The organism is Streptomyces panaciradicis (genome assembly GCF_023516615.1).
Lineage (GTDB): Bacteria > Actinomycetota > Actinomycetes > Streptomycetales > Streptomycetaceae > Streptomyces > Streptomyces panaciradicis.
The window spans coordinates 21,781-29,603 of record NZ_JAMGBF010000043.1 but is presented as its reverse complement, the minus strand read 5'-3'; the positions used below and the strand labels follow the sequence as shown (position 1 = coordinate 29,603).

The following is a 7,823-nucleotide window of genomic DNA, read 5'->3' as shown; positions in this document are numbered from 1 at the left end:
CGCGCGGTGGCGGCGGAGCTGCACGCGCGGCTGACCGCGGCGGGCCATGCGGCGGTGCGTCCGGACGCCGCGGTCGTCTCGGTGCGTGCGCCGTCCCCGGAGGGGGCCGTGCGGTGGGCGGCCGACTGCCGTACGGCAGGCCTCGCCGTGGGCTGCTTCCGTCCTCCTTCCGTTCCCGACGGCGTCTCCAGGCTCAGGCTGACCGCCCGCGCGGACCTCTCCGAGGGACAGATCGAGCACGCGGTGAAGGTGATCGGCGAGACGCGACCATGAGTCGGCGTGACACGGCCGTGTGCCGCGCGATCACGAACTGATCAGGACCGGACGGCCGTGAGGAAGCCCGCCCAGCTCTCGGGGGAGAAGAGCAGCGCGGGCCCCGCGGCGTCCTTGGAGTCGCGCACGGCGAGCAGTCCGGCCCAGGGGCCGGACTGTGGCAGTGCCGTCTCGACGCAGTTGTTCGCTCCCGTGCTGTAGCTGCTGCGCAGCCACCGCACGCCGTGCAGTCGGGTGCTGGAAGGTACGTTCCGAGGCAGTACGGACATGGTGCCTCCTTACGCGCCGTCAAACTGTCGCGGCGATGTAATCCAACGAGTCCTCGGGTGAAAGGGCGTGATTCCGAAGGGCGTTGAAGGCCTGGGTATAGGCCTCCAGGTCTTCTTTCCGTTCGAGGTAGAGGCTACTCGTCAAGTGGTCGAGAACAACCACATCCAGATCAGAAGTGCTCGAAAATGAGAAGATTACGAAAGGGCCTGTGACACCGACATGTGCCCCCGCGGCGAACGGCAGTACCTGAAGCCGTACTTGGGGCAGACGGGCCGCTTCCAGAAGGCGTTCCCGTTGCCGTGCCATGACGTCCGGACCACCGATCTCCCGGTGCAGCACGGCCTCGTCCAGGACCGCTGTCAGCTCCAGCGGCGGATCCGAGCGCAAGACGTCCTGCCGTGCCAGCCGCACCTCGACCAGGGCGTCCAGCCGTTCGTCGTCCAGTCCGTCGACCGCCGCGCGGGTGACCGCACGCGCGTATTCGGGCGTTTGCAGCAGACCGGGCACCACGGACGTCTCCAGCGTGCGCATCGCGCTCGCCTGCGACTCGAGGCTGATGAAGTCGCGATAGGTGGGCGGGAGAATTCCGCGATAGGCGTGCCACCAGTGGTGCCGCCCCACGCTCTCGTCCGACCCGGCCAGCACCAGTAGAAACTCGCGTAGTTGAGAGTCCGTGACTCCGTAGGCGTCGAGAAGTAACCGCACATCGGCCGGTTTCACCCCGCTGGCGCCGGTCTCGATCCGGCTCACCTTGGACTGGTGCCAGCCCACTTGCCGGGCCGCCTCACCGCTGGTGAGACCCGCCGCCGTGCGCAGGGCGCGCAGTTCGGTGCCCAGCTTCCGGCGGCGCACCGCGGGACCGTTCTGCATGCGGTACTCCTTACTCCTTACGGGGTGCCCAAATACGGTCTTCCGTCGTAGAGTTCACCGCTTTGAGCGACAGATATATGCATATCTTGGTGGATCGCCACCCGTGACCGTCGCGGTAATGGCAGTCTGGCGAGGAAGCACCAGTCCGGGACCGTACTCGAACCATCCGCTCCGTGTCGGACTCCGGTCCCGTGGGAAAGGGACGACGTCGCCATGGCAGACCACCTGGAAGCATCCGTCACTCTGCCGAGCGAGCCGGCCTCGGTCTCCGCCGCCCGCGGCTACGTGGTCACCACTCTGGCGGAATGGGGTCTGCCCGCCCACACCGAAGCGGCCGAGACGATCCGCCTCATTGTCTCCGAACTGGCCACCAATGCCGTACAGCACACCTTCGGGCAGTCTCCCACCTTCACGGTGGACCTGCGGCTCGACCGGGACGAGCAACTGTGCATCGGCGTCACCGACAGCCATCCGCGCTTCCCCAAGCGGCTGCCGGCCGCGGTCCAGCAGGACAACGGGCGGGGCATGGTGATCATTCGCTGGCTGGCGGCCGAGTGCGGCGGCAAGCTGCGCGTGCGGCCCACGAGAGAGGGCGGCAAGACGGTCTCCATCGAACTGCCGTGGAGCGCGCGGGCCCGGCCCGTCACGGCGGGGCAGCAGGAGCCGTGAACCGCGAGCGGGAGCCCTGAACCACGAAGGAGCCCTGAACCACGACGCCCAGGCGCGACGGCCTGGGTGCGGAGTAGGGAGCCCCGTGGGGGTGACGGCCGGTCAGGAGGGCGTCACCCCCACGGGAGAGTCAGCTGACCCGGCCGTACCAGACGCTCCGGGTCCAGATCTTCTGGAGCTTCACGACGTCCCCGGTCTTCGGGGCGTGCCAGATCTTCCCCTTCCCGGCGTAGATGCCCACGTGGTAGACGTTCGACCCCGAGTGGAAGAACACCAGGTCCCCGGCCTTGCGGTGGCTCGCGGAGATGTGGTGGGTCCTGTTGTACTGCTGGGCCGCCGTCCGGGGCAGTGTCTTGCCGGCCTTCTTGAACGAGTACAGCGTCAGCCCTGAGCAGTCGAAACGACGCGGTCCGGTGGCGCCCCACTTGTACGGGGATCCCTTTTTGGACGCCGCCACCTGAAGCGCCTTCGTCGCGGTCGTCGCGGCCGAGGCGTCGGTGGCGATGCCCGGGATCACGACGGAGCCGCCCACGGCGGCCAGGGTGAGAGCCGAGGCCGTGCCGGCTCGGACCATCAGCGACGGGACACGATTGAGCGCAGTCATGCGCAACCCTTCGTCAGCCGCCTGTGAAGGATGACCTGTCGGATTCGGGCTGGCGAAGTTGCCCGGCCGCATGCGCGGCTTCACCCCAAGGGCTGCTCGGTCCGGTCATGGCGTGACCGTGCCGGCGACCCGTCGTGCTTGGGTCCTCCACTCCTGCCGATCCACTCCTGTCGACCGGTCATCCGGGCGGCGGCAGGACTCGGCGTCCGCCCGGATCGCCCCGCCGCTGCGGCGGGGGCTTGTCGTCAGACAGGGATCTTGACTCACGGATGTCCGAAAATCCCAATGGAATCGGGGATTTGTGGCGTTACTCACCACTCACCCGTTCGGGTGGACACCCTGTTTTTCGAACAGCCGTCACCGGATCGAGGAGCCCCGGACCAGGGGCGGAACGTCCCATTCCGCCCTTCGGGTAGGCGCGTTGCGCAACCGGAACGGTCCCGAAACTACAGCCGCGTCTACTCCAAAAGGGGGTACGCCGTTTGGTCCGTTTCAACCCCGGTCCGGACGCTCGCGCCAACTGCCGGAGGGGGACGGCACGGTGACCCTCGCCGTGCGCCGCTCCCCGTCCAGCACCCGCAGGGCCCGGCCCAGCGTGGGGGCGTGCAGCTCGGTCTCGCCCCGCCGGTGCATCACCGCCAGGGCGTCGCGCAGTTCGGCCGCCTTGGTCACCAGCGCCTGGGCGGCACGCAGTCCCCGGTAGGTGTCTCCGTCGTGCGCGGGGTTGATACGGCCGAGCAGGTCGACCACGTCGAGATAACGGTCGATCAACTCGCCCTCGGCGCGGGTGAGGGCGGGCAGCGGCGGGAGCTCGGGTGGAAGCACCGTCCGCTCACCTGCCCGTCGGCGGCACGAGGGTGGACCTGCGGGCGGGGACGATCCGGTCCACCAGCCCGTACTCCACGGCCTCCCGGGCGTCGAGGATCTTGTCGCGCTCGATGTCCTCGGTCACCTGCCGCGGGGAGCGTCCCGTGTGCCGTACGAGCATCTCCTCCAGGCGGGTCCGCAGTCGCGCCAGCTCGCCGGCCTGGATGGCCAGGTCGCTCGCCTGCCCCTGCACCGGTTCGTACAGCGCCGGCTGACGGATGACCATGCGGGCGCCCGGCAGTGCGGACCGCTTGCCCGGCGTGCCCGCCGCCAGCAGCACCGCCGCCGAGGAGCCCGCCTGCCCCAGGCAGACCGTCTCCACGTCGCAGCCGACGTACTGGATCGTGTCGTAGATCGCCGACATGGCGGTGAACGAGCCGCCCGGGGAGTTGATGTACAGCGAGATGTCCCGGTCCGGGTCCTGGTACTCGAGGTGCATGAACTGGGCCATCACGTCGTTGGCCGACGTGTCGTCGATCCGGGTGCCGAGGAAGACGATCCGTTCCTCCAGCAGCTTCGCGTACGGGTCCATCGTCCGGTGCCCGAAGCTCGTGCGCTCGGTGAACTCGGGCAGGACGTAGCGGGCGGACGGTCGGTTCATGGCGTACCCCTCCTCGCGGCAGAGCGATCTCTCGCCGAGCTGTCTCTCGCCGAGCTGGCTCTGTAAAAAATGTACAGGATGTACGTGACGTTATGATGGGGGTATGGCCTACGAGATTCCGGTGACGCAAGCCAGGGCTGAGCTCGCCGATCTGATCAACCGGGTGGTGTACGGCGGCGAGCGCGTCGTCGTGACGCGGCACGGCAAGCCCCTCGTCGCCCTCGTCTCCGCCGCCGACCTGGAACGGCTCGACCAGCTCCAGGACCCCGACGAGGAGCAGGTGATCAGCTCCGTGTCGAACGTGCGCGACGTGGCGTCCGCGCCCCGCGAACAGCAGCGCTTCGGCATCGCGGCGCACCACCGGGGGACCGGCGCCTCCTAGGGCGTGTGTCGAAAGTCCCGCCTGCCCCGCGACGCCTGGTGCGTGGCCCGCCCTTCGGGCGGACGACGGGACTTTTGACACACGCCCCAGGCACCGGGTCCGCGCTCCGGCCATGGCGGCCGTATACGTTTAACGTGCACGAAACCCGGCCCAACTAGCCTTCCCCTCCACGCCACCAGGCAGTTTGCCCCGTGGCCGCGGCAACCGGGCCCGCCCGGCCCGGAGCGAGAGGTGAGGTGGGACGTGCAACTGACCCCGCACGAGCAAGAGAGGCTGCTCATCCACGTGGCGGCCGACGTGGCGGAGAAGCGCCGGGCCCGGGGGCTGCGGCTCAACCATCCCGAGGCGGTCGCCCTCATCACGTCGCACATCCTCGAGGGCGCCCGGGACGGCCGCACCGTCGCCGAGCTCATGGCCTCCGGACGCAGGCTGCTCACCCGGGACGACGTCATGGAGGGCATCCCGGAGATGATCCACGACGTCCAGGTCGAGGCCACCTTCCCCGACGGCACCAAGCTCGTCACCGTCCACGACCCGATCGTCTGACGGGGGAGCGCCGTGATTCCCGGAGAGATCCTCTTCGCCGAGGACCCGATCGTCTGCAACGCGGGCCGCGAGGTCACCCGCCTGACCGTCCTCAACGCCGCCGACCGGCCCGTCCAGGTCGGCTCCCACTACCACTTCGCCGAGGCCAACCCCGGTCTGGACTTCGACCGCGCCGCCGCCCGCGGCAAGCGGCTCGACATCCCCGCCGGCACGGCCGTGCGCTTCGAGCCCGGCATCCCCGTCGACGTGGCACTCGTCCCGCTCGCCGGCGCCCGTGTCGTGCCCGGACTGCGCGGCGAGACCGGAGGTGCCCTCGATGCCTGAGATCTCGCGCGCCGCGTACGCCGACCTGTTCGGCCCGACCACCGGCGACCGCATCCGGCTCGCCGACACCGACCTGCTCGTCGAGATCGAGGAGGACCGCTGCGGCGGGCCCGGGCTCGCCGGCGAGGAGGCGGTGTTCGGCGGCGGCAAGGTGATCCGCGAGTCCATGGGCCAGTCGCGTGCCACCCGCGCGGAGGGCACCCCGGACACGGTCGTCACCGGCGCTGTCATCATCGACCACTGGGGCATCGTCAAGGCCGACGTCGGCATCCGGGACGGCCGGATCACCGGGATCGGCAAGGCGGGCAACCCCGACACCATGGACGGGGTCCACCCCGACCTGGTGATCGGCCCGGAGACCGAGGTCATCGCCGGCAACGGACGCATCCTGACCGCGGGCGCCGTCGACGCGCACGTGCACTTCATCTGCCCGCAGATCGCCGACGAGGCGCTGTCCTCCGGCGTCACGACGCTCGTGGGCGGCGGCACCGGCCCGGCCGAGGGCTCCAAGGCCACCACGGTCACGCCCGGCCCGTGGCACCTCGCGCGCATGCTGGAGGCGATGGAGCAGTACCCGCTCAACATCGGCTTCCTCGGCAAGGGCAACACCGTCTCGCACGAGGCGATGCTGTCGCAGATCCGCGGCGGCGCGCTGGGACTGAAGCTGCACGAGGACTGGGGCTCGACCCCGGCCGTCATCGACGCCGCGCTGACGGTGGCCGACCGGACCGGCATCCAGGTCGCCATCCACACGGACACGCTGAACGAGGCCGGGTTCGTCGGCGACACGCTCGCCGCGATCAACGGCCGCGGCATCCACGCGTACCACACCGAGGGCGCGGGCGGCGGGCACGCGCCCGACATCATGACCGTCGTCTCCGAGCCGCACGTGCTGCCGAGTTCGACGAACCCGACGCGGCCCTTCACCGTCAACACCGCCGAGGAACACCTCGACATGCTGATGGTCTGCCACCACCTGAACCCGGCGGTGCCGGAGGACCTCGCCTTCGCCGAGTCGCGCATCCGCCCCTCGACGATCGGGGCCGAGGACATCCTGCACGACCTCGGCGCCATCTCGATCATCTCCTCCGACTCCCAGGCCATGGGCCGGGTCGGTGAGGTCGTCCTGCGCACCTGGCAGACGGCGCACGTGATGAAGCGGCGGCGGGGAGCGCTGCCCGGCGACGGCCGGGCCGACAACCACCGGGTACGCCGCTACGTCGCCAAGTACACGATCAACCCGGCCCTCGCCCAGGGACTGGCCCGCGAGATCGGCTCGGTGGAGACCGGCAAACTCGCCGACCTGGTGCTGTGGGAGCCGGCGTTCTTCGGCGTCAAGCCGCACCTCGTGATCAAGGGCGGGCAGATCGCCTACGCGCAGATGGGCGACGCGAACGCCTCCATCCCGACGCCGCAGCCGATCCTGCCCCGGCCGATGTACGGGGCGATCGGGCGGGCGCCCGCCGCGAACTCGTTCAACTTCGTCGCCCCGCTCGCCGTCGAGGACGGCCTGCCGGAGCGGCTGCAGCTCGGGAAGCGGTTCGTGGCCATCGAGTCGACACGCGCGGTCACCAAGGCCGACATGCGGGAGAACGACGCGCGGCCGCGGGTGGAGATCGATCCCGACAGCTTCGCGGTGCGCATCGACGGGGACCTGGTCGAGGCCACGCCCGCCGCCGAACTGCCCATGGCCCAGCGGTACTTCCTCTTCTGATGTCCAGGGCCGCACTTCTCGTCCTGGCCGACGGCCGGTTTCCCGCCGGAGGGCACGCGCACTCCGGCGGGGCCGAGGCCGCGGTGAAGGCCGGGCGCATCACCGGCGCCGCGAGCCTGGAGACCTTCTGCCGGGGACGGCTGCACACGGCGGGCCTGGTCGCGGCCTCGCTGGCCGCGGCAGCCGTACTCGGCGCGGACCCGGCGGAGTTGGACGCCGCCGCCGATGCCCGCACGCCCTCCCCGGCGCTCCGCGTCGCCGCCCGCAAGCTCGGCCGGCAGCTGACGAGGGCCGCCCGGGCCACCTGGCCGTCGGACGAACTCGACGCTCTGGCACGGCGGTTCCCGAAAGGCGCCCATCAGCCGGTGGTGCTGGGGCTGGTGGCCCGCGCGGCCGCTCTCGAGCCCGTCGACGCCGCCCACTGCGCGGCCTACGAGAGCGTCAGCGGGCCGGCGAGCGCCACGGTGCGCCTGCTGAGCCTCGACCCGTTCGACGCCACGGGGGTGCTGGCCCGCTTGGCGCCGGACGTCGACCGGGTGGCCGACCAGGCGGTGGAGGCGGCCCGCAGGGCGATCGACGAAGGAGTCGACGCGCTGCCCGCGGGCTCCGCCCCGCTGCTGGAGATCGGCGCGGAGGCCCACGCCGCCTGGGCCGTGCGGCTGTTCGCCTCGTAGTACCCCCGAGCCCGCCCAAGCCCGAAAGA

At 70.6% G+C, this 7,823-nt stretch carries 12 protein-coding genes; 7 read left to right on the top strand and 5 right to left on the bottom strand.

Features of this window, described 5'->3' with window-relative positions; all coding sequences use genetic code 11:
* A partial coding sequence (locus M8J74_RS16985) for an aminotransferase class I/II-fold pyridoxal phosphate-dependent enzyme (protein WP_249837205.1) occupies nt 1-273 on the top strand: 273 nt, incomplete at its 5' end.
* Nucleotides 274-314: 41 nt separating this feature from the next.
* On the opposite strand, the gene M8J74_RS16980 is transcribed toward M8J74_RS16985, so the two are convergent.
* The gene (locus M8J74_RS16980) at nt 315-542 is read right to left on the bottom strand and encodes a DUF397 domain-containing protein (protein WP_249837204.1); all 228 of its coding nucleotides are present in this window, start codon (nt 540-542) and stop codon (nt 315-317) included.
* A 19-nt stretch (nt 543-561) separates the two neighbouring features.
* Nucleotides 562-1,413 (bottom strand): helix-turn-helix domain-containing protein, encoded by an 852-nt coding sequence (locus tag M8J74_RS16975; protein ID WP_058926733.1) that lies wholly within the window; start codon nt 1,411-1,413, stop codon nt 562-564.
* Between the two features lie 213 nt (nt 1,414-1,626).
* Here M8J74_RS16975 and M8J74_RS16970 point away from each other — a divergent pair, with 213 nt between their 5' ends.
* The gene (locus tag M8J74_RS16970; protein WP_249837203.1) at nt 1,627-2,082 is read left to right on the top strand and encodes an ATP-binding protein; all 456 of its coding nucleotides are present in this window, start codon (nt 1,627-1,629) and stop codon (nt 2,080-2,082) included.
* Between the two features lie 130 nt (nt 2,083-2,212).
* Here M8J74_RS16970 and M8J74_RS16965 read toward each other — a convergent pair whose 3' ends face one another.
* The 3 genes from M8J74_RS16965 to M8J74_RS16955 all read right to left on the bottom strand — a co-directional run bounded on the left by M8J74_RS16965 (nt 2,213) and on the right by M8J74_RS16955 (nt 4,154).
* Nucleotides 2,213-2,686, bottom strand: a complete 474-nt coding sequence (locus M8J74_RS16965) for a C40 family peptidase (protein ID WP_058926735.1) — start codon at nt 2,684-2,686, stop codon at nt 2,213-2,215.
* A gap of 492 nt (nt 2,687-3,178) precedes the next feature.
* Nucleotides 3,179-3,511: a hypothetical protein gene (locus M8J74_RS16960; protein WP_249837202.1), complete on the bottom strand. Its 333-nt coding sequence runs from the start codon at nt 3,509-3,511 to the stop codon at nt 3,179-3,181.
* Between the two features lie 7 nt (nt 3,512-3,518).
* On the bottom strand, nt 3,519-4,154 hold the full coding sequence (locus M8J74_RS16955) for an ATP-dependent Clp protease proteolytic subunit (RefSeq protein WP_249837201.1): 636 nt from the start codon (nt 4,152-4,154) through the stop codon (nt 3,519-3,521).
* 103 nt (nt 4,155-4,257) lie between these two features.
* Here M8J74_RS16955 and M8J74_RS16950 point away from each other — a divergent pair, with 103 nt between their 5' ends.
* The 5 genes from M8J74_RS16950 (at nt 4,258) to M8J74_RS16930 (ending at nt 7,794) form a co-directional block, all read left to right on the top strand.
* Nucleotides 4,258-4,536, top strand: a complete 279-nt coding sequence (locus M8J74_RS16950) for a type II toxin-antitoxin system Phd/YefM family antitoxin (RefSeq protein ID WP_058926738.1) — start codon at nt 4,258-4,260, stop codon at nt 4,534-4,536.
* A gap of 243 nt (nt 4,537-4,779) precedes the next feature.
* The gene (locus M8J74_RS16945) at nt 4,780-5,082 is read left to right on the top strand and encodes an urease subunit gamma (protein WP_058928538.1); all 303 of its coding nucleotides are present in this window, start codon (nt 4,780-4,782) and stop codon (nt 5,080-5,082) included.
* A 12-nt stretch (nt 5,083-5,094) separates the two neighbouring features.
* Nucleotides 5,095-5,406, top strand: coding sequence for an urease subunit beta (locus M8J74_RS16940; RefSeq protein ID WP_249837200.1), 312 nt, complete (start codon nt 5,095-5,097; stop codon nt 5,404-5,406).
* The gene (locus tag M8J74_RS16935) at nt 5,399-7,120 is read left to right on the top strand and encodes an urease subunit alpha (RefSeq protein WP_058926740.1); all 1,722 of its coding nucleotides are present in this window, start codon (nt 5,399-5,401) and stop codon (nt 7,118-7,120) included. Before M8J74_RS16940 ends, M8J74_RS16935 begins: the two co-directional genes overlap by 8 nt.
* Nucleotides 7,120-7,794 (top strand): urease accessory protein UreF, encoded by a 675-nt coding sequence (locus M8J74_RS16930; protein ID WP_249837199.1) that lies wholly within the window; start codon nt 7,120-7,122, stop codon nt 7,792-7,794. The genes M8J74_RS16935 and M8J74_RS16930 overlap by 1 nt, the downstream gene beginning before the upstream one ends.
* Nucleotides 7,795-7,823 lie beyond the last annotated feature (29 nt).

Excerpts from the sequence above, each read along its gene's own strand:
- M8J74_RS16975 (WP_058926733.1), bottom strand. The coding sequence starts at position 1,413 with ATGCAGAACGGTCCCGCGGTGCGCCGCCGGAAGCTGGGCACCGAACTG.
- M8J74_RS16965 (WP_058926735.1), bottom strand. The coding sequence starts at position 2,686 with ATGACTGCGCTCAATCGTGTCCCGTCGCTGATGGTCCGAGCCGGCACG.
- M8J74_RS16955 (WP_249837201.1), bottom strand. The coding sequence starts at position 4,154 with ATGAACCGACCGTCCGCCCGCTACGTCCTGCCCGAGTTCACCGAGCGC.
- M8J74_RS16935 (WP_058926740.1), top strand. The coding sequence starts at position 5,399 with ATGCCTGAGATCTCGCGCGCCGCGTACGCCGACCTGTTCGGCCCGACC.
- M8J74_RS16930 (WP_249837199.1), top strand. The coding sequence starts at position 7,120 with ATGTCCAGGGCCGCACTTCTCGTCCTGGCCGACGGCCGGTTTCCCGCC.
- M8J74_RS16980 (WP_249837204.1), bottom strand. The coding sequence starts at position 542 with ATGTCCGTACTGCCTCGGAACGTACCTTCCAGCACCCGACTGCACGGC.
- M8J74_RS16970 (WP_249837203.1), top strand. The coding sequence starts at position 1,627 with ATGGCAGACCACCTGGAAGCATCCGTCACTCTGCCGAGCGAGCCGGCC.
- M8J74_RS16950 (WP_058926738.1), top strand. The coding sequence starts at position 4,258 with ATGGCCTACGAGATTCCGGTGACGCAAGCCAGGGCTGAGCTCGCCGAT.